Annotated in this window: 27 protein-coding genes; 26 read left to right on the forward strand and 1 reads right to left on the reverse strand. The window is 33.2% G+C overall.

The window, feature by feature from the left end; all coding sequences use genetic code 11:
- Positions 1-24 precede the first annotated feature (24 nt).
- Positions 25-1,458, reverse strand: a complete 1,434-nt coding sequence (dnaA, locus tag ACF3NF_RS04500; RefSeq protein WP_394022358.1) for a chromosomal replication initiator protein DnaA — start codon at positions 1,456-1,458, stop codon at positions 25-27.
- A gap of 659 nt (positions 1,459-2,117) precedes the next feature.
- Between dnaA and rpmH the strand changes: the two genes are divergently transcribed.
- The 26 genes from rpmH (at position 2,118) to ftsH (ending at position 25,645) form a co-directional block, all read left to right on the forward strand.
- Positions 2,118-2,252 carry a 50S ribosomal protein L34 gene (gene rpmH, locus ACF3NF_RS04505; protein ID WP_019191371.1) on the forward strand — a complete coding sequence of 45 codons (135 nt, stop codon included), beginning with the start codon at positions 2,118-2,120 and terminating at the stop codon, positions 2,250-2,252.
- Between the two features lie 57 nt (positions 2,253-2,309).
- A complete protein-coding gene (gene rnpA, locus ACF3NF_RS04510; RefSeq protein ID WP_262121173.1) occupies positions 2,310-2,660 on the forward strand; it encodes a ribonuclease P protein component in 351 nt (116 codons plus the stop codon).
- Positions 2,650-2,865 (forward strand): membrane protein insertion efficiency factor YidD, encoded by a 216-nt coding sequence (yidD, locus tag ACF3NF_RS04515; RefSeq protein ID WP_262121175.1) that lies wholly within the window; start codon positions 2,650-2,652, stop codon positions 2,863-2,865. The genes rnpA and yidD overlap by 11 nt, the downstream gene beginning before the upstream one ends.
- 47 nt (positions 2,866-2,912) lie before the next feature.
- Positions 2,913-3,677 carry a YidC/Oxa1 family membrane protein insertase gene (locus ACF3NF_RS04520; RefSeq protein WP_394022359.1) on the forward strand — a complete coding sequence of 255 codons (765 nt, stop codon included), beginning with the start codon at positions 2,913-2,915 and terminating at the stop codon, positions 3,675-3,677.
- On the forward strand, positions 3,637-4,956 hold the full coding sequence (jag, locus tag ACF3NF_RS04525) for an RNA-binding cell elongation regulator Jag/EloR (protein ID WP_394022360.1): 1,320 nt from the start codon (positions 3,637-3,639) through the stop codon (positions 4,954-4,956). Before ACF3NF_RS04520 ends, jag begins: the two co-directional genes overlap by 41 nt.
- 177 nt (positions 4,957-5,133) lie before the next feature.
- The gene (locus tag ACF3NF_RS04530) at positions 5,134-6,264 is read left to right on the forward strand and encodes an acyl-CoA dehydrogenase family protein (RefSeq protein ID WP_394022361.1); all 1,131 of its coding nucleotides are present in this window, start codon (positions 5,134-5,136) and stop codon (positions 6,262-6,264) included.
- A 27-nt stretch (positions 6,265-6,291) separates the two neighbouring features.
- Entirely contained in the window at positions 6,292-7,119 is an 828-nt protein-coding gene (locus ACF3NF_RS04535) for a phosphate/phosphite/phosphonate ABC transporter substrate-binding protein (RefSeq protein ID WP_394022362.1), read from the forward strand.
- Entirely contained in the window at positions 7,109-8,284 is a 1,176-nt protein-coding gene (locus tag ACF3NF_RS04540; protein ID WP_394022363.1) for a 5-methyltetrahydropteroyltriglutamate--homocysteine methyltransferase, read from the forward strand. The genes ACF3NF_RS04535 and ACF3NF_RS04540 overlap by 11 nt, the downstream gene beginning before the upstream one ends.
- Positions 8,277-8,729 carry an OsmC family protein gene (locus tag ACF3NF_RS04545; protein WP_394022364.1) on the forward strand — a complete coding sequence of 151 codons (453 nt, stop codon included), beginning with the start codon at positions 8,277-8,279 and terminating at the stop codon, positions 8,727-8,729. Before ACF3NF_RS04540 ends, ACF3NF_RS04545 begins: the two co-directional genes overlap by 8 nt.
- A 189-nt stretch (positions 8,730-8,918) precedes the next feature.
- The gene (mnmE, locus tag ACF3NF_RS04550) at positions 8,919-10,286 is read left to right on the forward strand and encodes a tRNA uridine-5-carboxymethylaminomethyl(34) synthesis GTPase MnmE (protein ID WP_394022365.1); all 1,368 of its coding nucleotides are present in this window, start codon (positions 8,919-8,921) and stop codon (positions 10,284-10,286) included.
- Positions 10,276-12,177: a tRNA uridine-5-carboxymethylaminomethyl(34) synthesis enzyme MnmG gene (gene mnmG / locus ACF3NF_RS04555; RefSeq protein WP_394022366.1), complete on the forward strand. Its 1,902-nt coding sequence runs from the start codon at positions 10,276-10,278 to the stop codon at positions 12,175-12,177. The genes mnmE and mnmG overlap by 11 nt, the downstream gene beginning before the upstream one ends.
- A 1-nt stretch (position 12,178) precedes the next feature.
- Positions 12,179-12,802, forward strand: coding sequence for a 16S rRNA (guanine(527)-N(7))-methyltransferase RsmG (rsmG, locus tag ACF3NF_RS04560; protein WP_394024440.1), 624 nt, complete (start codon positions 12,179-12,181; stop codon positions 12,800-12,802).
- A 63-nt stretch (positions 12,803-12,865) separates the two neighbouring features.
- The gene (locus ACF3NF_RS04565; protein ID WP_394022367.1) at positions 12,866-13,708 is read left to right on the forward strand and encodes a CPBP family intramembrane glutamic endopeptidase; all 843 of its coding nucleotides are present in this window, start codon (positions 12,866-12,868) and stop codon (positions 13,706-13,708) included.
- On the forward strand, positions 13,708-14,526 hold the full coding sequence (locus ACF3NF_RS04570) for a CPBP family intramembrane glutamic endopeptidase (protein ID WP_394022368.1): 819 nt from the start codon (positions 13,708-13,710) through the stop codon (positions 14,524-14,526). Before ACF3NF_RS04565 ends, ACF3NF_RS04570 begins: the two co-directional genes overlap by 1 nt.
- A 25-nt stretch (positions 14,527-14,551) precedes the next feature.
- On the forward strand, positions 14,552-15,772 hold the full coding sequence (locus ACF3NF_RS04575; protein ID WP_394022369.1) for a nicotinamide-nucleotide amidohydrolase family protein: 1,221 nt from the start codon (positions 14,552-14,554) through the stop codon (positions 15,770-15,772).
- The gene (locus ACF3NF_RS04580) at positions 15,750-16,664 is read left to right on the forward strand and encodes a ParA family protein (protein WP_394022370.1); all 915 of its coding nucleotides are present in this window, start codon (positions 15,750-15,752) and stop codon (positions 16,662-16,664) included. Before ACF3NF_RS04575 ends, ACF3NF_RS04580 begins: the two co-directional genes overlap by 23 nt.
- The gene (locus ACF3NF_RS04585; RefSeq protein WP_394022371.1) at positions 16,665-17,618 is read left to right on the forward strand and encodes a ParB/RepB/Spo0J family partition protein; all 954 of its coding nucleotides are present in this window, start codon (positions 16,665-16,667) and stop codon (positions 17,616-17,618) included.
- Entirely contained in the window at positions 17,605-18,165 is a 561-nt protein-coding gene (locus tag ACF3NF_RS04590; RefSeq protein WP_394022372.1) for a cyclodeaminase/cyclohydrolase family protein, read from the forward strand. The genes ACF3NF_RS04585 and ACF3NF_RS04590 overlap by 14 nt, the downstream gene beginning before the upstream one ends.
- A complete protein-coding gene (locus tag ACF3NF_RS04595; protein WP_394022373.1) occupies positions 18,162-18,638 on the forward strand; it encodes a DUF4446 family protein in 477 nt (158 codons plus the stop codon). Before ACF3NF_RS04590 ends, ACF3NF_RS04595 begins: the two co-directional genes overlap by 4 nt.
- Before the next feature lie 72 nt (positions 18,639-18,710).
- A complete protein-coding gene (pta, locus tag ACF3NF_RS04600) occupies positions 18,711-19,694 on the forward strand; it encodes a phosphate acetyltransferase (protein ID WP_394022374.1) in 984 nt (327 codons plus the stop codon).
- Between the two features lie 122 nt (positions 19,695-19,816).
- Positions 19,817-21,163, forward strand: coding sequence for a DUF1538 domain-containing protein (locus ACF3NF_RS04605; protein WP_394022375.1), 1,347 nt, complete (start codon positions 19,817-19,819; stop codon positions 21,161-21,163).
- Positions 21,163-21,771, forward strand: a complete 609-nt coding sequence (locus ACF3NF_RS04610; RefSeq protein WP_394022376.1) for a transcriptional regulator — start codon at positions 21,163-21,165, stop codon at positions 21,769-21,771. Before ACF3NF_RS04605 ends, ACF3NF_RS04610 begins: the two co-directional genes overlap by 1 nt.
- Before the next feature lie 77 nt (positions 21,772-21,848).
- Positions 21,849-22,157: a thioredoxin gene (gene trxA / locus ACF3NF_RS04615; protein WP_394022377.1), complete on the forward strand. Its 309-nt coding sequence runs from the start codon at positions 21,849-21,851 to the stop codon at positions 22,155-22,157.
- Positions 22,157-23,041 carry an NAD(P)/FAD-dependent oxidoreductase gene (locus tag ACF3NF_RS04620; protein WP_394022378.1) on the forward strand — a complete coding sequence of 295 codons (885 nt, stop codon included), beginning with the start codon at positions 22,157-22,159 and terminating at the stop codon, positions 23,039-23,041. Before trxA ends, ACF3NF_RS04620 begins: the two co-directional genes overlap by 1 nt.
- 125 nt (positions 23,042-23,166) lie before the next feature.
- Positions 23,167-23,637 carry a MarR family winged helix-turn-helix transcriptional regulator gene (locus ACF3NF_RS04625; RefSeq protein WP_394022379.1) on the forward strand — a complete coding sequence of 157 codons (471 nt, stop codon included), beginning with the start codon at positions 23,167-23,169 and terminating at the stop codon, positions 23,635-23,637.
- Position 23,638: 1 nt separating this feature from the next.
- Positions 23,639-25,645: an ATP-dependent zinc metalloprotease FtsH gene (gene ftsH, locus ACF3NF_RS04630; protein ID WP_394022380.1), complete on the forward strand. Its 2,007-nt coding sequence runs from the start codon at positions 23,639-23,641 to the stop codon at positions 25,643-25,645.
- Positions 25,646-25,825 lie beyond the last annotated feature (180 nt).

Below are 25,825 nucleotides of genomic sequence, written 5' to 3' on the forward strand. Positions count from 1 at the left end.
TATATCCACCAAGATATACACATTTTACTCTGTAATTGCTTTTTTTAGACTTTCTATCTCATCCTTAAAATCAGGATCTAGGGCCATCTCATCTTTTACTTTATCAATCCCATGCATGACTGTAGTGTGGTCACGTTCAAAGGCATTTGATATTGTAACTAAACTATCATCTAGGATGTCACGGGCAAGATACATTGAAATATGTCTTGGACGAACTAAATCTTTTTTCCTGGATTTTCCTTTTATATCAGTAACTTTTACATTATATTTCTCGCCCACAAATCTTTGTATATCCTCTATGCTTACGTGTTTTTTCTTATTAAGACTTCTAGTATTGACACCCTTTTTAGCATCATCCATATTTATAGTATTTCTATTATCACCCTTAGCATAGGCTATGGCTGTTGATAAGGCTCCTTCTAGGTCTCTGATATTTGTATCAATATTTTCTGCTATATAGGTTAAAATTTCATTATCTATATAGGCACCTAGTTCATCAGATTTTCTTTGAAGGATTGCAACACGGGTTTCAAAATCTGGTTTGCCAATATCTACTGTAATTCCCCATGAAAATCTGGATAATAATCTGTCTTCCAAGTCCTTTATTTCAAGGGGTGGTCGATCAGATGATAGGACGATTTGCTTATCAGCATAGTAGAGGTCATTGAAGGTGTGAAATAACTCTGTTTGTGTACCTTCTTTGTTAGATAAAAACTGAATATCATCTATTAATAGTATGTCAGCTGACCTGTACTTATCTCTAAATTCTTGGTTTAGGTTTTGGTTTTTATTTTTGCTAGATGGTTGTATACTAGCAATCAATTCATTTGTAAAGCGTTCACTAGAAATATACATAACATATAAGTCATCGCGTTCTTCTAAAATCTTATGAGCTATAGCCTGCATCAAGTGAGTTTTTCCTAGTCCTGATTCCCCATATATAAAGAGAGGATTATAAATTTTGGTAGGATTGTCATTTATAATATTTTGGGTAACTGCACTTGCAATGGCGTGGGCATATTGGTTTGACTTACCTTGAACAAAATTTTCAAAGGTATAATTGCGGTCAAGAATAGGTTTTGGAAACTTATTTACTTCCTTTAAACGCATTTGCCCATTGGCCTCATAATTTTTGCCCATTTCCATTACCCTATTGTAGCTATCGCTATCTTTGGCAATAACTACAACCCTAAGATCAAAATCATTTTCTTTATTTATCTTATCTAGGGCCTCTTGGAGGGCTGGAGTCCATATCTTTTCGTAAACAAACATCATTTCTGATTTTGGAATCTCAAGATAAAGGGTGTTTTCGTATAGATTTAAGGGTTTTAGTATATCTATCCATGTATCATATTGCGATTGATCGGCAATATTCATTTTCATTTCATTTTTTAATTCATCTGTAATGTATTCTAAACTAATCATTACCATGCCTTTCATAAGAAAATCTATCCACATAGTCAAAAGCCTATATTTCAATTTTTAACTAGGATTTTGATACTTATCCACCAATGTGGATTAAATTGTGGATAAGTCTATGTTTATAAAAATTTTCCTTACAATTTGGGGATTTATTATAAAAACCATCACAAAATTTTTTTATTTTTAAAACTTTTCCACATAAAAACATTTCATGAAAAGGGATTTTTATCTTTTCCCAAGTCTTTTACACCTGAAATTATACTACAAATTAGAGGATTTGACAACTTATCCACAAGCTATTGATAAGTTGTGGGAAAACTATTATTAAATTTTAAATTTAACTTTTAAAATATGTGTATATGTGGATAAGTCTGTGTATTTATTAAATTTATTTATATTATTTTTTTCTTTATCCCAATATTATGGGATAAGTAATTTTTTGCAATCACTTTTGCTCATATTTATCCAAGTAAAATTTGTGTTTAAAAGCTGTGCATAAAAATTTTTCCAAAAATCTTATCCACAATGAAATTTTATAAGCTATTTTAAGGGTTTTTGGTATATTTATAAATTTTATTATGCAAATCTTATTCATCTACCCATTTTTTTATGTAAAATTGCTAAATAATCTTGACAGATTGCCCCTTTATTCATATAATAGTATGAGTCTAAAATTATAAGTAGGAGGTGTTAGTATGAAAAGAACCTATCAACCAAATAGAAGAAAAAGAGCAAAAGATCACGGTTTTAGAAAAAGAATGTCTTCTCCAGGTGGAAGAAGAGTACTTAAAGCTCGCCGCAAAAAAAATAGAAAAAGATTATCTGCTTAATATAGGAGCTAGTAATCCTAGCTTTTAAGCACAGCTTATTAGAAATTTAGGACGTAGATGGAAAAGCGACTTAGTTTAAGAAAAGATACTGACTTTCAAAGAGTTTACAGAAAAAGTGATGCTTTTTATAACAGAGACTTTACTATATTGATTAAAAAAAATGGTCTAAACCATCCTAGATTTGGCTTTTCTATTAGCAAAAAAATTGGCAAGGCCAACCAGCGTAATGCCTTAAAAAGAAAATTGCGCGATATAGTAAGGATAAATTACAATAAGCTCAATGGTGTCGATATTGTAATTATCCCAAAAAAACATGTTACATCTTATGATTACCAGGCCTTAAAAAAGACTTTTGGCCATGTTATGAGCATTGCTTTTAAAAAGAATAAGATTTTTTATGTTAAATAAAATTTTTATAAAAATGATAAATTTTTACAAGACTTACATTTCTCCACAATTAGGCTTTGGAAAATGCAAATATTATCCTTCCTGCTCAACATATGCAGTTGAGTGTTTTACTAAATATGGATTTTTTAAAGCATTTTTTATGTCTTTGTGGAGAATTTTAAGATGTAATCCTTTTTCCAAGGGCGGATACGACCCTGTTAAATAATCCAATTAGTCCTACACACGAGAATTTATTAGAAAAATGGAGAGTATATGATAAATTTTTTAGCTTCCTTATTAGGCCAACTAATGAGGTGGATTTACGATTCACTTAGCTCTAGCCAAGTTGAACCTAGTAATATCAGTTTTTATGCAATTTCAATTATCCTTATGACCCTGCTTGTCAGCCTTATTATCATCCCTGTTACAGTTTCCCAACAAAAGACAGCAGAAAATACCCAAAAGATTAAACCTAAAATGGATGAAATAAAGAAAAAATATTCTTATGATCCTCAAATTATGCAACAAAAAATGCAAGAGCTTTATAAGGAAGAAAATGTAAATCCAGGTCTATCTTCATGTCTTATTATGATTATCCAACTTTTAATCATCTTTGCCTTATTTAGAGTTATGCAGGATACAACCAAATTCGTATTCCCTGAAGGCATTGAAGGAATAAGAAAAGATTTTTACTGGATAGGTGACCTTACTCAAAAAGATCCATATTGGTTTGGTTTGCCACTTGCAACAAGTGTTTCTCAAATTTTAGTGCAATTATTTTCAATGAAAACCAACCCACAATTGGCTGAAGGGCCAATGGCAAGCATGAATAAAACTTTTTTAATGATGCCAATCTTATATTTCTTTATGTTTAGAGGTCTACCAGCAGGTCTACCTTTATATTACACAATGAGTTCTTTAATTAGACTCATAATCATGGTTATAATGCATTATACAATCAAAAAACCTAATCAAGTTCACACAAACGAGGTAAAAAATGAGAAAGTCAATAATAAAACAAGCAAAAACAAAAGATGAGGCTATTAGAAAAGCTCTAGCAGAAATTGGTAAATCAAGATCTGAAGTAGAAATTGAAATCATAGAAGAAGGATCAGCTGGATTTTTAGGCTTAGGAAGCAAGGATGCAGTTGTACGCATTAGCTTTGATGAAGACATCAATGAAGCTATGATTGATTTAGAAAATGAAATCAGATACGATTCTCTAAAATCTGGCGAATTTGACAAAGAATACAATATCAAAGACCGCAGCAAATACTACGAAGATGAAGCCCGTGCCAATTATGAAAGCCAAGAAGATTATGAATCAGAAAATGATTCCTATGAAATTTATGAAAAAGAAGGCAGGGACTTTGAAGCAAGCATCCATCAAATAACAGATGATGACGAAAATTATGGCGAATACGAAAGACTTCAAAAGATAAATTCTTACCAAGAAAATTCAAAGGGTCATAAAAGCGAAAATGTGGATTTGACCAAAGAATTAGATGAAAGAATAAGCAAAATTGACAATAACGAAAACTATGAAGCCCATGTAGTTGACCCTTGGGAAAATGAAAGCAAAGAAGAAAAAAGCTTTGAAAATATAGACTTTGACCAAGAAAATAAAGAAATTTCAGACCAAGAAAACAAAGAAATTTCAGACCAAGAAAACTACAAGGTCATAAGTAAGTCATCAAAAATAACATTTGAATCAAATTCAGAAGTAGACCTTGAAAACTCTGAAGAAGATTTAAAAGATGAAGAAAAAAAAGAAAAATCATCTGATTTAGCAGAAGACTTTAAAGTAGAAGCAAAACCAACTATTGCCCAAGAAAAACAACAAACAGACATAGAAAAATTCTACAAAGCCAAAGAATTTCTAGAAAATATCCTAAAAGAAATGCACTTTGAAAACCCAAGTGTATACGGCAACCTAGAAGGTTCTATCATAAAACTTGATGCAAAAGTTGCTGAAGAAGACACTGGAATAGCAATTGGAAAAGGTGGAGCAACCCTAGATGCAATTGAACTTTTAGTTAGAAAATCCATCGACTCAAGAGCAAATAACCTAAGAGTAAATATAGATATCAACAATTACAAAAAACGCAGGGACGAAAAAATTGTAGAACTTGCAGCAGATACAGCAAGAAAAGTTCAAAGAAGCAAAAAACCTTGGAACTTAAAATACATGAATTCCTACGAAAGAAGATTAGCCCACGAAGAAATCAGCAAATATCCAAATATAACAAGCCACTCAGAAGGCATGGAACCAAAAAGATATATAGTTGTTGACTATGTGGATGATAGCGAAGAATAAAAAAGGCAGTCATATTGACTGCTTTTTTTGTTTAAAAAATAAATGTCTCAGTACTTTGATATATAAGATAGTTAATATTAATTAATATTTTACAAAAAATATTGTATAAAATTGTGGACATTTTAACAGTAACTTGATATTATATAAATGTAAACGATATTTTTTAGGAGGTTAAATATGGATTTTTACCAAGAAGCAAAACAATTTGCTAAAGAACACATCGAGCCATACACTCGTAGTAGTGATGAGGAAAGCAGATTCCCTGTAGAATCTTTTGAAGAAATGGGAAAAGCAGGATACTTTAAGCTCTTAATCCCAGAAGAAATGGGTGGACTAGGAAAAACAGCTGTTGAGCATCAACAAGCTGTAATGGCTTTTGCTGAAAGTAACCCAACAGCAGGTTTATGCTATATGATGCATAACGTAGCTTTAATGACAGTTTTAAATGAAGGAAATGAAGAACTTAAAAAACGTGTTGTAAATGATATTGTAGAAAATAACGTTTTTATGGCACTTGCTTATTCTGAATTTGGAACAGGAACTCACTTTTATATTCCAGAAGTAAAAGTAGAAAAGAAAGAAAACGGCGAATATGTATTTAATGGTGTTAAATCCATGGTAACAAGTGCAACACATGCAAGTTATTACTTAATTTTAACCCCATCAACTGAAAAAGAAGGAGCTATAAATAACTGGATAGTACCAATTGACAGTGAAGGTTTAGAATTTAAAATGGATCACTGGAAGGGTCTAGGTATGAGAGGAAATGTTTCTTGCCCAATGCAAATAAATGGAGTGACTCTACCAGAAGTTAACCGTATAGGTGAGGAAGGTTCTGGAGAAGCTCAAGTATTTAATATAGTAGCTCCATACTTCATTTTAGGTCTGGCTAGCGTTTATACAGGACTTAACTTAAGACTTTCAAATGTTACAAATGACTATGCCTTAAATAGAAAATATCCAGATGGATCAAATCTTGCTAATATAGAAACAGTACAAGTTCACCTTGCAAAAATTTATTCTAATGCTTTAAGCTCAAAAGCTATAACAGAGCTTGCAGCAAGATCATTGGTTGATGGTGAAGAAGATGCTGTAGCAAAAATTATTGCAGCAAGAGTTTGTGCAATTGAAAGAGCAATCGAATCATCTAATCTTGCAATGAGAGTAGGTGGCGGAAAAACCTATAATAGAATGTCAGAAATAGAAAGACTAATGAGAGATGCCTATGCAGGACAAATCATGGCTCCATCATTAGATATTTTAAATGTTTGGCTAGGAAGAGCTATCACAGGCCAACCATTACTTTAATACTGAATCAAAAAGGAAGGTTTTTTAATGAATAAATTAAAAGTTGGAGCTGTAATTTACGCACCACGTGTTACTGTAATTTGGGAAATGATAGAAAAATTCTATAAGGAAAATGGAGCAGAAATCGAGCCTGTTTTCTTTAAAGACTATAAGTTGCAAGTAGATGCCTTAGTTAATGGAGACATAGATGTAGCTTGGAACTCCCCACTTGCCCAACTTGATGCAAGACTTAGACTTGATGAAAAAGAAAAAATTGCTTCTATGAGAGATACTGACAGAGACCGTCAAACATATCTAGTAGTTAAAAAGGATAAATTTAATGATATAGCTGACCTTAAGGGTAAAACAATAGGTTTTGGAGCTATAGACTCTCCCCAAGCAAGACTTATACCAATTTATCACTTGCACAAAAATGGCCTAGAATTTGAAAAAGACTATGAAGAAAAAAGATTTGATATAGGTGTGGGACTACACGGTGATCACGTTGGTGGTGAGCTAGATAGTATGAAAGCCTTATTAAATGATGAAGTAGATGCAAGTTTTTGCCTAGATTTAAACTATGATGCTTGGGTTGCTGATGGAACAATTGATAAAAACGAAATAGAAGTTTTATCAAAAACAGATTACTTTGACCACTGCATCTTTACCTTTAACCCAGAAGTAGCTGATGAAGACATTAAAGAATTTGATGACATCATGTTTAAAATGGATTATAACAAAGAAGAAGATAAAGAAATCATGGACCTAGAAGGCCTTACAGAATGGATGCCAGGTAGACGTGAAGGTTTTGAACAAATTACAAAGGCAAATGAATATATAGGAAACTTTATCCAAGGTTTTAATAGTGAAAACTAATTTATTTAAAACATCTCTTATAGGATCCATGCCTAGGGGCCATGAAATATTAATGGCCCGTAGGAAACTTAGCGCAGGCTTAATAGATCAAGAAACTTACGAAAAATTAGTAGATGAGAAAACAAAAGAAGTTGTAAAACTCCAAGAAGATTTAGATATAGATATAATAACAAGTGGAGAAATAGCTAGAGACAACTACGTTTCTTTTATATCTGAAAAACTTGGCGGAGTTTCTCAAATGTCTATGGCTGAGATGCTTGATTATGTGGATGATAAAAGAGAATTTGAAAATATTTTAAATACTTTAGATGTACCAGCTTCTTCCATAAAAAATGCTATTTGTACGGGTAAAGTAGAATACACAGGCGATATAGTAGCAAGTGAGCTTAAAAAATTAAAATCTTTTACCGATAGACCTGTAAAAATTACCTTGCCAGGCCCATACCTTGTAACCCGTAGTATGTGGCTAGCAAATGTTAGCTCAAATTACTATGATAGTAAGGAAGACTTGGGTGAAGATATAATAAAAATCTTTAAAAAAGAGATAGCAAAATTACAAGAAATAGGTGTTGATGTCATCCAATTTGATGAGCCAGTTCTAACAGAGATAGTTTTTACAGAAGGTAGGCCAAGGACCTTTATGTGTGCTTCCCTATCCCAAAGAAAAGATCCGACAGAAGAATTAGAATTTGCAACTCACCTTATAAAAAGTGTTATGGATGGCATAGATAGGGAAAAATCTATAGCCTCCATGCACGTTTGCAGGGGCAATTGGAGCAAGGATGAAAGTATCTTACTTGAAGGCCCTTATACACCACTTCTTGATTTATTTTCTGATATAAATGCAGATTTGCTTGCCCTAGAGTTTTCCACACCAAGGGCAGGAGAGTTAAAATCTCTCTTAGCAGATGATAGAATAAAAAATAAGATGATTCTAGGACTTGGTGTCCTAAATCCTAGATTTGATGAAAAAGAAGATGTAGATCTAATATATAACAGGGCCAAGGAAGCTCTAACTTATATTGATAAAGAAAATCTATGGCTAAATCCTGATTGTGGCTTTGCAACATTTTCTAATAGGCCTGTAAATGAATACGAGAATATAAAAGCCAAAGTGGGATCTATGGTAGAAGCAAGGGATAGATTGAGAGCTGACTATGAATGATGATATAAATTATTTTTCCAAATCATTTAGGGCGGTGGTCTTTGATGAAGATGTTAAAGTTTATAACGAAAAAACATCCACAAGTGTCGACCAAGCCATATCCTTTGATTCGGAAAATGATGAATTTACGTCTATAGATTTATTTGTATCATCAATTGTTTCAGAGATTTTGCTAACCATGATGAAAGTAGCAAAAAAACATGGGGAAATTCTCCAAGATATAGAAGCTAAGGCGGACTTAGAAATCTCAAATCCCATGTATTTATTAAATGTAATAGGTTATGAAGATCCAGGTTTGATAGAAAAACTAGAAGTAGATGTTTACTTCTTCTCTTTTTTAGAAGGAGAAAAACTGGACGAATTTTTAGATGAAGTTTTAAAAAGGACTTTAATTTATAACACCTTTAAGGATAAGGTTAAAGTTAATTTTAAAACAGTTTTATAATAAAAAGCAGTCGCTATTGACTGCTTTTTTTAATTTTTATTAAGTTTGATAATTTAATATGGTTTTATATGCTATTGGATTACTTTCTACCAACAAATGTTGACTTTTACTAATTTTCTACTATAATCTTTATGTTAATAACCACTAGTCAAAGTAGTGGATACAATCGTACTATGAAAGGAAAATATTATGAGTGATGCTACAATCGCAGCTATTTCTACTCCAACAGGTACTGGTGGTATATCCATTGTTAGGATGAGTGGGGATAAAAGCAAAGAAATAATTGATCAAATATTTGAGCCTATCCATGGTGGGCCAATAGATGTCAAAAAAGATAATCGCAGGATGCGCTATGGAAATATAGTCGATAATGGGGAAATTATCGATGAAGTTATGGTAAATTTTATGGCAGGTCCTGGGACCTATACTAGAGAAGACATAGTAGAGGTTAATTGCCATGGTTCTTTTATATCTGTAAAAAAGATTTTAAATCTTCTTTTAGATAAGGGTGCAGTTCTGGCTGAGCCTGGTGAATTTACCAAGCGTGCCTTCCTTAATGGCCGTATAGATTTGTCACAGGCAGAAGCAGTTTTAGATATAATCAATTCTACTAATGATCTTTCCCAAGCCCAAGGCATTAACCAATTAAATGGGTCTTTGAGAAATGAAATTGAAGCAATTCGTAAATCTCTACTAGAAGCCCTATCTCGTTTGGAATATTCTATAAACTTTACAGAAGATGGCGAGGACCTATCACCTGATGAAATTATAAAATATATGGATGAGGCTAAGGCTAGGATTGATAAACTACTTAATACTTCAAATAAAGGGAAAATTATCAGAGAAGGGATAAATACTACAATTTTAGGAAAACCAAATGTAGGTAAGTCTTCCCTACTTAATGCCCTATTAAAAGAAAATCGTGCCATTGTTACAGACATACCTGGCACAACCCGTGATTTGATTAGTGAATATATAAATCTGGGGTCCTTTACCCTAAAAATAAATGATACAGCAGGTATCCGCGATACTGATGATGTGGTAGAAAAAATTGGTGTGGATAAGTCAATAGAAATTTCAAAATCTTCTGATTTAATCATTGCCTTATTTGATACATCAAGGGAATTTGATAAGGAAGATCAAAAAATCCTTGACCTAATCGAGGGCAAAAATTCTATCATTATCTTAAATAAAACTGACCTAGACCAAAAATTTGATAGGGCAATTTTTGATAATATTGACTTGCCTATTATAGAAACATCTATGACAGAAAATATTGGTATCGATAAATTAGAAGAAACAATTACAGAAATTTTTGATACAAGCGAAGTTAATCGTGAATCCATTTTAATTACAAATACCCGCCACGAAAGATTATTAAATCAAGCTGGCAAAAAACTTGATGACTCGCTTACTGACATTAAAATGGGCATACCCCTTGATGCAGTAGAAGTAGATTTACGTGGGTCCTATGATGATTTGGGACTTATAATCGGTGAGTCAGTTTCAGATGAAATAATGGATAAGGTCTTTAAGGAGTTTTGCGTTGGAAAATAATAAATATATACACGGTAGCTATGATGTCGTAGTCATCGGTGCGGGCCATGCAGGTTGTGAAGCTGGACTTGCTGCCGCAAGACTTGGCATGAAAACTTTAATATTAACCACATCCTTGGAATCAATAGCAGATATGCCTTGTAATCCAAATATTGGAGGAACAGGAAAAGGTCACTTGGTGCGTGAACTAGACGCCTTGGGAGGAGAAATGGCAAAGGTCATTGATAAAACCTTTATCCAATCCCGTATGTTAAATACTTCCAAAGGACCAGCTGTACATTCACTACGTGTTCAAGCTGATAAAAGAAAATACCACGAAGAAATGAAAAAGGTTTTGGAAAATGAGCCAAATCTTGACATCTTTGAGCAAGAAGTAGATAAGATAAATTATGAGGATGGCAAAATTGTTTCATGTGAAACAATCGAGGGAGCAATTTTTCCTTGCAAGGCTGTCATAGTTTGTACAGGTACCTACTTAAACGGAAAAATTCTTATGGGAGATTTTGAAAAAGTTTCCGGTCCTCATGGTTTATCAGCTGCAACCTATCTATCTGATTGTTTAGAAGAAATGGGATTTTTCTTACGTCGTTTCAAAACTGGTACACCCGCAAGAATTGACCGTAAGACTATAGATTTTACAAAAACTGAAGTTCAAGCTGGGGATACAGAAATCATACCATTTTCCTTTGAAAATGAGGGCAAAGATTTCTCAGACCACAAGCAATACGATTGCTATCTGACCTACACCACCCTTGCTACAAAAGAAATTATAATGGCAAATATCGACCGCTCCCCTATCTATGGCGGAAAAGTTGATGGTATTGGTCCAAGATACTGCCCATCTATAGAAGATAAAATGATTCGTTTTGAAGACCGTAATATCCACCAAGTTTTTCTTGAACCTGAATCTTTATCTACGGATGAAATATATGTCCAAGGAGTATCATCTTCCCTACCTCAAGAAGTGCAAATGGATTTTTATAAGACCATTAAGGGTCTGGAAAATGCAAAAATTATGCGTCCAGCCTATGCTATTGAATACGATATGATTGATACAAGAGAATTAAATCTTACCCTAGAATCAAAAGCATATTCGGGTCTTTATTTTGCTGGACAAATTAATGGATCATCTGGCTATGAAGAAGCAGCTGGTCAAGGCTTAATCGCAGGTATTAATGCAGCTCTAAAAATAAAAGGAGAAGATCCATTTATCTTAGATAGGTCAGATGCTTATATAGGAGTTTTAATTGATGACCTTGTAACTGAGGGTACAAATGAACCTTATAGGATGATGACTTCCCGTTGCGAGTACCGCCTAACCATGCGCCAAGATAATGCCGACCAAAGGTTAACTGAAAAAGCATATAAAATTGGACTGGCAAGTGAAGAAAGATACCAAAAAATGGTTGATAAGTATAAGGCCATAAATGACGAGAAAGAAAGACTTAAAAACATTATTCTAACCCCAACAGATGAAACGAATCAAAAATTAGCATCAATTGGTACCAACCCAATTTTAACAGGAGTTAGCCTATATAGTCTTATCAAACGTCCAGAACTTGACTATGAATCAGTAGCAATTTTTGATAAGGATAGACCTAAGCTTCCAAAATTCCAACAAATCCAAGTTCAAACTGAAATCAAATATGAAGGCTATATTGCAAAACAAATGGCTGACATAGATAAGTTTAAAAAACTGGAAAATAAAAAATTGCCAGCAGATTTCGACTACAATAGTATAGATGGTCTTAAAAAAGAAGCAGCTGCAAAATTAAACGAAATAAAACCATCATCAGTTGGCCAAGCAAGCAGGATTTCTGGGGTAACTCCAGCTGACATTAATGTACTTTTAATTAGACTTAAGACAGGAGAAGTAAGTGGACAAAAATAAAATGTATGAAATTTATAGCGATTATCTAATTGAGGTAAATTCTCACACAAATCTAACAAGTATAACAGATCCAGAAGAGATAAAAATTAAACACTTTGAAGATTCACTTTCAGTTCTTCCTTATATAAAAGAAGGAAATAAGGTCTTGGACATAGGAGCAGGTGCAGGATTTCCTGGTATCCCACTTCGTATCGAAAAAAACTTTGACCTAACCCTAGTCGATAGTGTAAATAAAAAAGTGAATTTTATGAATGAAGTAATTGATAAATTAGACTTATCTAATGCCCATGCTATCCACACCAGAGCGGAAGATTTTGCAAAAGAAAATCGTGAATCCTTCGATGTTGTTGTTAGTCGTGCAGTTGCTAATATGGCCACCCTTTCAGAATTGTGTTTACCATTTTTAAAGGTTGGTGGAATCTTTATTGCCCTAAAGGGTCCAAAAGCTGATGAGGAATTAGAAGCAGCCCAGAATGCAATAAAAATTTTGGGCGGTCAAGTTAAAGAAATCGAAAGATTTAAAATTGATGATAATGACAGGGTTAACATTATAGTAGAAAAAATCCATCCGACCAAAAAAAAATATCCACGTGGCAAAAACCTACCAAAGAAGAATCCCCTTTAGGATTCTTCTTTTTTGTTTTCATAAATACCCATATGGGTATGATAAAAATAAAAAGGAGTAGCCATGAAAAAGTTTTTTAAATTTTTATTAATAGCCATCCTTGTAGTTGGATTTTGGTTAGGCATGGATTTTGTTTCTATACGCTTGCTTGGCCTTATATCTGGAATTCCCCTAAGTGAAAACAAGGCATTGCTAGAATATGCTGTAGCAAATATTCATTTTAAATTAGCCTTGCAATGGATAATCACAATTGCTTTATTATTTTTATTTTTCAAATTACGTGAAAAAAGACTTTCAACTAGTCAAAAACCTTACTTGAAAAATAAAGGTTTTTTAGCTGATTCTTGGAAAATGGTCATAGTAGGTTGGGGCTATGCTTTTTTTGGTTTGATTTTAACAGGAATTTTATTAAACATATTAGCTGGCAACCCTATAAATTTTGAGACCCTTCATCCAGTAAATGTATTTGATGGGTTTGCTTTAATTGATGTTATTTTATTTTTTGTATGCATGGCCGTCATAGTTCCTATTGGTGAGGAATTATATTTTAGAGGTGTTTTATTTAGAGAAAGTAATTTACTCTATAAGCTGGGGCCAGCTATGATTTTATCATCACTTATATTTGGAATAATTCACTTTAATGTTGGACAAAGCATCAATGCATTTTTCCTAGGATTAACCCTATCTTATGTTTACTACAAAAGAGCAAATATCACAGATGCAATTATCGTCCACGTGGTAAACAACTTTATTGCACTTTTTGTAAATATAAATATAATAACTTATTATATAGCTTTTATAGGTGGCTTGATCTGCTTTATATTTGCTATCAAAATTTTAAGAGACATGAAACATAATAGCGTTAATAAGTTTGATGTTTCACGTGAAACAATAAAGGATAGGTAATGAAAAAAGTTTTGCAATTTTTGGGCATAGGATTTTTAGCTATGCTCTTTGTTTATGGAACGGAATTAATTTCTTCTATTATATTGGCAGCTATGATTAGCTCATCAAATCCTAGTGGATCTGAAGCCAGTATATTAACAGATGTAATTAAATACCAAGTTGTTGTCGGCCAGCTTTTAAGATTAATCTTAATTTGGCTAGGATTTAAAATTTTCAAAAAAACCCAGCCTGATAAATATCAAAACCCTATAAAAAACCGAGGTTTTTTACCCGATTCGTGGAAGATGGTGATAATTGGACTTGGAGTTGCTGGCTTTGGCAATCTGATAATTTCTATGATTTTAACCCTAGCAGGCGATAATCAAATGATAAATGACATTTTAAATCAATTCAATCAAGCCTTTCAGGCAAATACAAGTGTTGATATATTAATTATGTTCTTAGGAGTGGTTATACTTGCTCCTATTTGTGAGGAGATAATTTTTAGGGGAATTGTTTTTGAGAAATTTAATCAAATATATTCCCTAAAAACTGCAATTATTTTAAATGGTTTGTTATTTGGAATTTATCATTTGAATATCCTCCAAGGAATAAATACATTCTTTATGGGTATGGTCTTAGCCTATGTATATTACTATAGAAGAAATATTACAGATGCTATACTTGTACACTTGGTAAATAATTTACTGGCACTGGGCTTATCTTTATATCAAGATGTTGCCAGTCTAGTAATGATTATTTGTTTTATCTGTATAATAATAGGGATAAAATTTTTAATAGGTTTTAAAAAAGAAGTTAATGTAAATAGAGTTGAATAAATCTTATATATATAGAAGGAAATAAATGAGAGCACAAATTTTTTCAATCGGTACGGAGATTTTATTAGGTAATATTGTCGACACCAATTCCCAATTCATAGCCCAAAGGCTAATGGAGTTTGGTATCGACTTATACAAAATGGAAACTATTGGTGATAACCCCAAAAGACTTTTTGATGCCTTTAAGGCTTGTGATGGTGAAGTTGATTATGTAATCACAAGTGGAGGATTGGGTCCAACTCCTGATGATATTACAAAAGAAATGGCAATTAAGGTTTGCGAATTAGAAAATGAAGTAGAGCTTGATCAAAAATCATTCCATGCTTTGCTTTCTTTTTTTAATGGAGATGAAGAATCAGCTCAATCAAATGTAAAGCAAGCCATGTTTCCCAAATCTGCCATTATTTTAGAAAACACAGTAGGAACTGCTCCTGGTTGTATATTAACTAGTAAAAAGGGAACAAAATATATTTTAATGCCAGGCCCACCAAATGAAATGAAAAATATGTTTAATGAAGAAGTTGTTAAATATATCACAAAAGAAGCGATAATAGAATCCAAAATAGCAAAAATTGGTCTTTTAGGTGAGTGGGACATGGCAAGGAGAATTGATTTAGATAGGATTGAACCGACTATAAGTCCATATATAACTGATGAGGGTCCCATACTGAGGATAACAGCCAAGGCAGATGATGAAAGTGAAGTGCAAAGACAATTACAAATTGGAGTTGATTTAATAAATAAAAAGCTAAGTCCATATGTAATAACAACCGAAGATATAAGAAAAGAAGAAGTATTAATCAATTTGCTTAGGGATAGATCAGAAAAAGTATCTACTGCTGAATCCATAACTGGTGGATTAATTGCATCATCTATAATTGACATTCCAGGCGCTTCAGATGTTATAGACCAAGCTTATGTTACTTATGCAGATGAAGTAAAAGAAAAGATATTAAATGTTTCACGTGAAACAATAAAAGAGTACAGTGTAGTAAGTGAAGAAGTTTTAATACAAATGCTAGAAGGTTTATATAAAAGAACTAAGGCTAATTTATGTCTAGCAACCACTGGCTATGCCCATACGGGTCAAGTGTGGATTGGTATAATGTATAATGGTAAAAAATATACAAAACTCTTACAATTAAATGGAGATAGAAATCGAGTAAGGCTTAGAGCAAAAATGAAAATTATAGATACAGCCATACTTGTAATGAGAGGTGAATATGAGAATAATATCAGTATTTAATCAAAAGGGAGGAGTTGGAAAGACAACCACAGTTGTAAACTTGGCTGTTGCCTTAAATTACTTGGATAAAAAAGTCCTGGTAATTGACATCGACCCACAGTCAAATACTACAACTGGTTTAGGACTTGATAAGTACAATATTGAAAACTCCTTATACGAATTATTTTACGCTAGCGAAGAAAATCCTGAATTAAATCACGAAGATGTTTCAGAAACAGAGGATGAAGTAGATAGTTCTACAGAAAATGAAGAGTTAGAAGTAGAAAACGGAGAAGATACTAAAGAAGTTTTAATTGAAGAAAATCCTATTAATATAGAAGACTATATAACAAAAACAAAATCAGGGGTTGATATAATACCTTCTGAGTCTGCCTTATCAGGTTTAGAAGTAGAATTAGTTGACCTAGATCCCCTAGAACGTACCCGTCAATTAAAAAACTTGCTTGGATTGATAGATGAAGATAAATATGATTTTATACTAATTGATTGTCCTCCTTCTCTTGGACTGCTTTCCATAAATGCTCTTGTGGCAAGTAATTCAATTATCATACCTATTCAAACCGAATACTATGCCCTAGAAGGTGTAAGTGAGCTTATGAATACATATAATATGGTCAAACAACAATTAAATGAGGATTTAGAAATAGAAGGCGTTTTATTATCCATGTTTGACAAAAGAGCGGTCTTATCCTATGAAGTTGTTGAAGAAGTTAAAGCTTATTTTAAAACAAATGTTTTTAAGGTAATGATTCCTAGAAATCCTCGTTTGGCTGAAGCACCTAGCCACGGTTTATCAACTATCGAATATGATTCAAAATCGCAAGGTTCTGTTGCATATATTGCCCTTGCAAATGAAATAATAAATAATGAAGAAAATAGAAAGGGAGAATAGATGTCAAATAAAAGAACCCTGGGACGTGGATTGAATTCCCTGATTCCGGAAGTAAATAAAAAAGAAGAAAAAAATACAAATTATTCTTTAAATAAAGCCTATGACAAAGAAATAAAAAAAGATTTAGAAACAATTGAAAAAGTAAATCCATCTGACAAGATAGAAAAAATTGCCTTAGATAAAATCAAAGCACGCACTAACCAACCCCGTAAGCACTTTGATGATGATGCAATAAATGATCTAGCAGCATCTATAAAAGAATATGGTTTGCTAAATCCAATTGTGGTTTCAAAAGTAAATGACAATTATGAAATTATCGCAGGTGAAAGAAGATTTAGGGCAAGCAAAATTGCGGGCTTAAAAGAAATTGATGCCATTATCCGTGATTATGAAAAAAAAGATGTAGAAATACTTTCTTTGGTAGAAAATGTCCAAAGAGAAGATTTAAAGGCCCTAGAAGAAGCAAATGCCTATAAGAAATTATCGGAAGACCATAATATGACCCAAGAACAAATCGCAAAAACCATGGGTAAATCAAGGTCGTATATAGCAAACACTTTAAGACTTTTAAATCTTACTGATGTGGAGAAAAAAGCCCTAGATGATGGCAAAATTTCTCCAAGCCAAGCTAGAACACTTTTATCAATAACTGACAATAACCAAAGAAGCCTTACCCTAAATGACTTTATAAATGGTAGAACAAATATACGTAAGGTGGAAAAGAAAACTACTAAGACCAAAATATATGATGAAAAAGAAGACTCTAACAAAAAAACTTACGGGCCAAACATCGACCAAATTTTAGTAGAAGATTTAGAAGAAAAATTTATGGATGAAGTGGGATCTAAGGTAGCAATAAGTAAAGCAGGAAAATCATATAAGGTAACCTTTGATTGTTTTTCTATAGAAGATATAGAAAACCTATATAATAGGATAAAAGATGAAACTAATTGATATGGATGTTGCCACCCTCATAAGTCAAAGTCGAAAAGCTGATGCAAATCCTGGTGGTGGAGCAATATTGATTCTAATATCAAATCTTGCTATAAATCTTTGCCTAATGATGGATAAGGATGATTTTGAAAGTCTTAATAAAAAAGCCAACGTTTCACGTGAAACATTACTCCATATATCCAAGCAGTACGAAAAATTTATGCAAGATGATGTAGATAATTTTAATGCTCTTATGGATAAGATAAAAAACAAAGAGGCAAAGGAAATTGATTATAAAAATGCAGCACGACCTCTTATTTCAATGGTGGATGGTAATATGAAATCATTGGATGAAATAAGTTTTTTTCTAGAAAATGGCAAAAAATCTACCCTTACAGACGGTCAAATTTCAAATGACTTGCTATATCAGGCAATATTATCTTCCTTTGCAACTATAAAAATAAATTTAGACCAAACAGAGTTATCATATGATTTTGATGAAAAAACTAGGCTTGCAAAAAATCTATATCAAAAAAATCTAGACATTATTGAAAGAAGGAACAAATGACAGTAGTTTACGTATTATTAGGAATTTTGGCAATTCTTGTCGTAGTAGAATTTGCCATGATTCAGTCTATGAATAATAAATTAAGAAGGCAAAAAAATCGCTACGACCACCTCTTAAGAGGAACTAGCGAAGAGGTCAACCTTGAAGAATTACTTTTAAAATTAAATGACCAAATCGAATTATCAAACCAACAATTAAAATCAGTTGACCAAAGGTCGCTAGAGGCTAAGGACACAACCATGGGCTCCATTAGCAATATGTCCGTTGTTCATTTTAATGCCTTCGATGGGGATACAAGTGAACTATCATTTTGCCTTTGTTTGCTAGATAATTTCCATAATGGAATTATTTTAACTAGCATCTATGGCAAGGACGGATCCACTATTTATTTAAAAGAAATTTCAAATGGTCAAAGCCGAGGAGAAATTTCCCAGCAAGAAGAAGCTGCACTGCAAAAGGCACGTGGCAAATAAGAATAATTTGATATTTATAATTTTTTTGGGTATTAATATTAAAAAGACAATTGAATGAATTTAGGAGGAAAAATGAGCTCAACAATTTTAGAACAAGCTAGAAAAGCAGTAGAAGGCAAAGAATTATCAATAGTATTTCCAGAAGGAACTGACAAAAGAATCTTAGAAGCAGCTATCCGTCACAATGAAGAAGGATTAATTAAACCAATCGTTTTAGGAAACAAAGATGAAATTCAAAAGGCAGCTGACGAAAACGGACTTAATCTTGGTGATTTAGAAATTATCGACCCTGCAAATGATAGCCACTATGATGAGTTTGTAGAAAAATTTGTAGAACTTAGAAAAGGTAAAAATACAAGAGAAGATGCAGAAAAAATGCTTCAAAATACAAACTACTATGGTGTTATGATGGTCAAAACTGGTCTTGCAAATGGAATGGTATCAGGTGCTGTTGGAACAACAGGTGATACAATTAGACCAGCCCTACAACTTATCAAAACAAAACCAGGTGTTTCTAGAGTATCAGGTGTTATGATTATGGTTGGAGAAAATGGAGAACAATACGTATTCTCTGATGTTGCTGTAAATATTACATTAGAAGCTCAAGAGATGGCAGAAGTTGCAGTAGAATCTGCTAACACAGCAAAATTATTTGGTATCGATCCAAAAGTAGCCCTACTATCATTCTCAACAAAGGGTTCTGCAAAACACGAACTAGTTGATAAAGTAGCAGAAGCTGCAAAAATCTCAAAAGAACTAGCTCCAGACCTTGCAATTGATGGTGAATTACAATTTGACGCTGCAATTGATCCTACAACAGCTAGCAAAAAAGCTCCTGATTCAAATGTAGCTGGACAAGCAAATGTATTTATTTTCCCAGACCTACAAGCAGGAAATATCGGATACAAAATTGCTCAAAGACTTGGTGGATTTAAAGCAATAGGACCTATCCTACAAGGTTTAAATGCACCTGTTAATGACCTATCTCGTGGATGCTCAACAGATGACGTTTACGAAACAGCAATAATTACAGCAAGCCAAGCAGCAGCTGAATAAAGATAAGACTGAAACTAAACATTTATCTTAAAAGAGACAATCGAAAGATTGCCTCTTTTTTTAAAAAATAAAAGGAGACGCCTATATTTTTAGATTATACAAAAGAAAACACTAAGGCTGTTTTGCCCATAGTTTTTTTTGTTTTTGTCCTTAATTTTTTTGTAGGATTAGCAAGTGATTTGCTTATAAAATTTATCCTAGGATCTTTTGGGGTCATCATAGGACTTTCAATTTTTCTATCAGGAGTTTACCTTTCTATTTCTAAAATTGGTTCTATGATGGGAGATTTTTTGGCAAGGTTTGATAAAATCATAAAAGTAGTTATATTTGGTATTTTTATAGGATTTGTAATTTCAATGGCAGAACCAGACCTATTAATTTTGGCCAATCAAATTACCCAAGCTATTGGACTTTCACTATGGCTTATAGTTGCAATTATTTCTATAGGGGTGGGAATAATGATTGCAACTGGTCTATTTAGGATTTTTAAAGAGATTTCAATTTCAAAATTAATGTGGATTGTATATTTACTTATTTTTGCCCTTATGTATTTGGCAAATTACACAGGCCATGCCATTGCCTTTGATGCATCAGGAGCTACCACTGGAGCGATGACAACTCCATTTATAATTGCCCTTGGACTTGGTGTTGCAAATTTAAAGGGTGATTATAGCGAAGATAACTCCTTTGGCTTGGTAGGCATAGCTTCTACCGGCCCAATTATTGCAGGGATTTTAATGAGCCTTTCAGTGGGAGAAAATAATTTTGAAATCCAAGCAGCAGACCATGGTTCAGCCCTCATGAGTGGACTAAAAAATGCAAGCTTTGCAATAGTGCCTATTGCCCTAGTGTTTATCATAATGAATGCCAAATATTTTAAGCTAGCAAAATACGAGTTAACAGAAATTTTACTTGGTTTGCTATATACTTATATGGGTCTAATAGTATTTTTGACCTCAGTTGAGGCTGGATTTATGGAGCTTGCCAGAGTGTTGGGCGAAGGTCTTAGAGAATCCAAATTTTTACCCCTAATAGGATTTGTAATGGGACTGGTTGTAGTTCTCGCAGAACCAGCCGTTGCCGTATTATCTGAGCAGGTTGAGGATGTAACCGGTGGTTCCATAAAAAGAAAAAGTATTTTAAGGGCCTTATCAATTGGAGTTGCAAGTGCAGTTATGCTTGCAATTATTAGGATAAATTCAGAAAATTTTGCCCTTTGGATGGTTATTATCCCAGGATTTTTGATTTCACTATTGCTATCACTTAAAATTCCGCAAATTTTTGTAGGGATTGCCTTTGACTCAGGAGGAGTAGCATCAGGACCTATGACTGCGACATTTATTTTGGCCTTTTGCCAGGGAGTGGCAGGCAATGTAGCAGATGGTTTTGGAGTAATTTCTTTTGTAACTATGATGCCAGTTCTTACAATAATGATCTTGGGCTACCTTTATAAGAAAGGAAGTAGATAATGCAGTTTTTAAGAGTAATTTTGCCAAGAGGTCTTGGCAGCGATTTTATGAAAGTTTTACAAGATGATGGGGCAAAGGCAATTTCTTGCATGTATGGCTATGGATCAGCTACAGATGCGATTTCAAATATGCTTCATGTAGATAAAATAAGAAAAGAAATTGTAATGGCCATTTTGGATGATGAAAGTGTAAAAAAAATACTTGATGACTTAAGTGAAAAGTTAAATAAAACCAATACAGGTATAGCATTTACATCGCCACTTGATTATAAAGGAGAAGATGATTTGAATTATGATATAGATTATGTAGCGCTTTATGTAATTGTAGACCGCCATGAAGGTCAAAAAGCAGTCCACATTGCCCAAGAAAATGGTGCAAGGGGTGCTACCCTAGTTCACGGACGTGGTTCTGCAAAAGAAGTAAAGTCAATTTTACTAAATATGAATATAGAGCCTGAAAAAGATATAGTAATCATGCTAGTTAAAAAAGACCTAGTAGAAAAAATCCGCGATGCCATATATGAACAGATGAATTTAATAGAAGAAAATAAGGGTATAATATACTCACTACCAGTTATGGAAGTAAGAGGTTTAGTAGAACAAAACTAAACTTCAACTCTTAACAGCAGGAAAAAACTTAATATAAAACTTCCTGCAAATACATAAGAAAAATAAAGGAGAAAAAAATGCGTGAATTAGATACATTAGGATTTAGAGATGAAGTTGAAGCTGGCAATGGACTTTGCCTGGTAGATTTTAATGCAACATGGTGTGGACCATGCAAAATGCAAAAGCCAGTTTTAGAAGAATTAGCAAGTGAAGTAGATTATCCAATCTATGGAGTAGATGTAGATGAGGCAGAAGAAATTGCTAGCCAATATAATGTAAATGCAGTTCCAAGCCTAATGATTTTTAAAGATGGTAAGTTACAAGAAACTCTTGTAGGTTTCCAATCAAAAGATGTCCTAGAACAAGCAATAGGAAAATATTTATAATGAGATATAATTTAGCAATAATAGGCGCGGGTCCAGCAGGACTTAGCGCCGCTGTTAATGCTAGCATAAGAAATAAAAGCGTAATAGTATTTGGATTAGATTCGCCGGCCATATCTAAAACTGAGGGGATTAAAAATTATCTGGGTTTTGGAACCATAAGTGGAGCAGAATTAAATGAAAATTTCAAAAAAACTCTTGAAGGCCACGATATAGAAAAATCCACAGAAAAAGTCCAACAAATCTATGCCATGGGAGATTACTTTGCCATAATCCTAAAGGGAGATAAGATGATTGAAGCTACATCTGTAATTGTAGCAACAGGTATAGAACTTAAAAAAGATTTGATCGGCGAAGACAAATTTTTTGGCAAGGGCGTTTCATATTGTGCCACCTGCGATGCAAGTTTTTATAAGGGCAAAAAAGTTGTCTTAATCGGCTACAACGAAGAATCAGTCGAGGAAGCAAATTATACATCTGAAGTAGTTGATAAACTTATTTATGTAAATATGTATAAGGAAAATCCTGAACTTAACGATGAAATTGAAGTTATAAATGGAGAAATTCCGGTAGAGTTTGTGGGAGAAAACAATCCAACCACCCTAAAATTTAAATCTGGCAAGGAAATAGAAGCAGATGGATTTTTTATAATCAGAGACTCTTCAAAACCAGAAAGACTTGTTCCATCCATAAAAACTAATGATGAGCATATAATAATTGATAATAATTGCCGAACAAATATCCGCGGACTTTACGCCGCAGGAGACATAGCAGGCAGACCATATCAAATAAATAAGGCGGCAGGCCAAGGACAAGTTGCAGCCCTTGATGCAGCAAAATACATTACTTTAGTAGAAAGTGGTAAGTTTTCCAAGGAAATGTGGTAAAATTATATTTTAAGGCCTAATAATATTTTTAATAAAAAATATATAAAAAATAGTATTTTTTAGATTGAAAAATCTAAAATAATATGTAAAATAAATAAAAAAGATTAAAAAATCCAGGAGGAGTTATGGCAGCAGAACATATTGATTTTTTTGAATTTAATAATTCTATTTTCTCTATGATTAGGGAGATTTCACATAAAATTGATATTTTATTGCAAGATACAGCCCAAGAATTGGGTATTACAACCTTGCAACTTAAAATGCTAATTACCCTTTATGCCAATAAGGAAGCTGTTTCTATAGGAAACTTAGGAAAGGCCATTGGTGTAACCGGAGGAAATATTTCAAATATTTGCAAAAAATTAGAAAAACAAGGGTTTGTAACAAGAATAAGATCTGAAGAAGATGAGAGAGTTGTAAACGTAGAATTAACTGAAAAAGGGAAAAAAGCGGCTGATAAGGTTGGATCTTACTTTGACCAAATCAGAACAGACATCCCAACAGGTGAGATAGATGTTAACTTACAAACAATAATTGATGAATTAGGAGCCCTTGATGTACTTTTAGATAATTATATCTCAAGGAGCGGACTATAAGATGAGTGATAAGAAAAATAAATCTAATAGACCCCTTTTGTATTATTGGATAATTGCAATAATTCTTTATATTGTAATTAGATTTGCATTAAATCCAGTAATTAACCAAGATGGAGCAAAAGAGGTAAGCTATAGCCAATTTGTTACTATGATTGAAAAAGATCAGGTAACTGAAGTTTTCAAAGATGAAACAAAATACACTTTTAAAGCAGTAGTAGATGGCAAAGAAGAAACTTATGAAACTGGTTTGTGGGCTGATACAGACCTTACAGATAGGCTTTTAGAAGCTAAGAAAAATAATGATAAGCTAACCTTTAGTAGGAAAATAGAAACAACTATGAATCCATGGTTGACTATATTTCTAACATCAATCCTGCCTTTATTATTCCTATATGCAATATTTTATTTTGCATCAAGATCTCTTACAAAAACCATGGGAGGCCGTGGTGGCGCAGATTTCATGAATTTTGGAAAATCAAATGCCAAGGTTTATGTGGAAAATAAAACAGGAAAAACTTTTAAGGATGTAGCTGGCCAAGAAGAAGCAAAAGATTCTTTATTTGAAATCGTAGACTTTCTTCACAATCCAGGAAAATACAAAGAAATTGGTGCAAAAGTTCCAAAGGGAGTGCTTTTAGTAGGACCTCCAGGAACAGGTAAAACACTTTTAGCAAAAGCGGTTGCTGGTGAAGCAAGTGTACCATTTTTCATAATATCTGGTTCAGAATTCGTAGAAATGTTTGTTGGTCTTGGTGCTAGTAAGGTACGTGACTTATTTAAACAAGCCAAAGAAAAAGCTCCATGTATTGTATTTATAGATGAGATCGATGCTATTGGTAAAAAACGTGATACTGGTGGTTTTTCTGGAAATGATGAACGTGAACAAACACTAAACCAATTATTAAACGAAATGGATGGTTTTGATGCAACTGAGGGAGTAGTACTTTTGGCTGCGACAAACAGACCAGAAATACTAGACCCAGCCCTTACACGTCCAGGACGTTTTGATAGACAAGTTCAAGTAGAACTTCCTGACAAGCAAGGTCGTGAAGATATTCTTAAGGTTCACGCTAAAAATATCAAGCGTGAAGATAATATCGACTATGAAGAAATAGCAAGAAGAACAGCAGGTACATCAGGTGCGGATCTTGCAAATATAATAAACGAAGGTGCTTTGCGTGCAGTACGTGAAGGACGTAAAAAATTAACCCAAGAAGACCTAGAAGAATCAATCGAAGTTGTAATTGCAGGTCAACAAAAGAAAAATGCAGTGATTTCTGATGATCAAAAGAAAATTATTGCCTACCACGAAGTTGGCCACGCCCTAGTAGCAGCAATTCAAACCCACAAGACTCCTGTTACAAAAATTACAATTGTACCAAGAACTGGCGGGGCATTGGGTTATACAATGACAGTTGATAAAGATGAAAAATATATCATGACCAAGCAAGAACTATTTGATGAAATTTGTACCTTTGCTGGTGGTCGTTCTGCTGAAGAGCTAGTATTTAATACAAAAACTACTGGTGCAAGCAATGACATAGAACGAGCAACAGCTATGGCAAGATCAATGGTTACAATTTATGGTATGGATGAAGATTTTGACTTTATGCAACTAGAACAAATCCATGGTAGATACCTTGGAGGAGAAAGAAATCTAATTGTATCAAGTGGTACGGGAAATAAAATTGATGAAAAAGTACAATCAATCATTACCCAAGCCCACATGAGAGCAATTGAAATCTTAAAAGAAAATATGGACAAACTTCACGAAATTTCTGATTTCTTACTAAAAGAAGAAACTATCACAGGCGAAGAATTTATGGAAATTTTAAACCGTAAGGAAGCTGACCCTATTGATAAGGAAGAAATTAGAGAAAATACAGATGTGGATTTAAATGATTTAGATGATGAAAATACAGAAATAAATGATTTACCACCTATAAATGAAAATATAGATGAAATGCCGGGCCAAGATCCTGAAGGCAACACATCAAGTGAAGATTAGCCAAAGAAAAAACTGCCCTAGATAATGGGCAGTTTTTTTTTGGATATAATATTACATATAATATATGTAAATAGGCCACAATGGCCTATACATTACAATTATTCTTAGTGTTAACGATAACTGTCATGCACTATAATTATACTTAAAATAAAAAATAAAACAATTATAAATTATGTTATA

Source organism: Anaerococcus martiniensis (assembly GCF_043187485.1).
In the GTDB taxonomy this organism is placed as follows: domain Bacteria; phylum Bacillota; class Clostridia; order Tissierellales; family Peptoniphilaceae; genus Anaerococcus; species Anaerococcus martiniensis.